Annotated in this window: 1 protein-coding gene; it reads right to left on the reverse strand. The window is 66.8% G+C overall.

The window, feature by feature from the left end; genetic code table 11:
- Positions 1–244, reverse strand: a 244-nt coding sequence (locus SB751_RS34315) for a phosphomethylpyrimidine synthase ThiC (RefSeq protein ID WP_410749534.1), incomplete at both ends; no start/stop codon positions are given.

Genomic DNA, 244 nt, shown 5'->3' on the forward strand with positions numbered 1-244 from the left:
CGTGTCCGGATCCAGGCCCAGGTTGAACTGGTCGTCCCAGCGGAACTCGAAGCGCGCCTTGGACAGCGCGTTGTCGCGGATCGCCGCGCCCGGATGGCCCTTGGCCAGGTCCGCCGCATGCGCCGCGATCTTGTACGTGATGATGCCGTCCTTCACGTCCTTCTTGTTCGGCAGCCCCAGGTGTTCCTTGGGCGTCACGTAACAGAGCATCGCCGTGCCGTACCAGCCGATCAGCGCCGCGCCG

The organism is Cupriavidus sp. SIMBA_020 (assembly GCF_046535395.1).
Lineage (GTDB): Bacteria > Pseudomonadota > Gammaproteobacteria > Burkholderiales > Burkholderiaceae > Cupriavidus > Cupriavidus campinensis.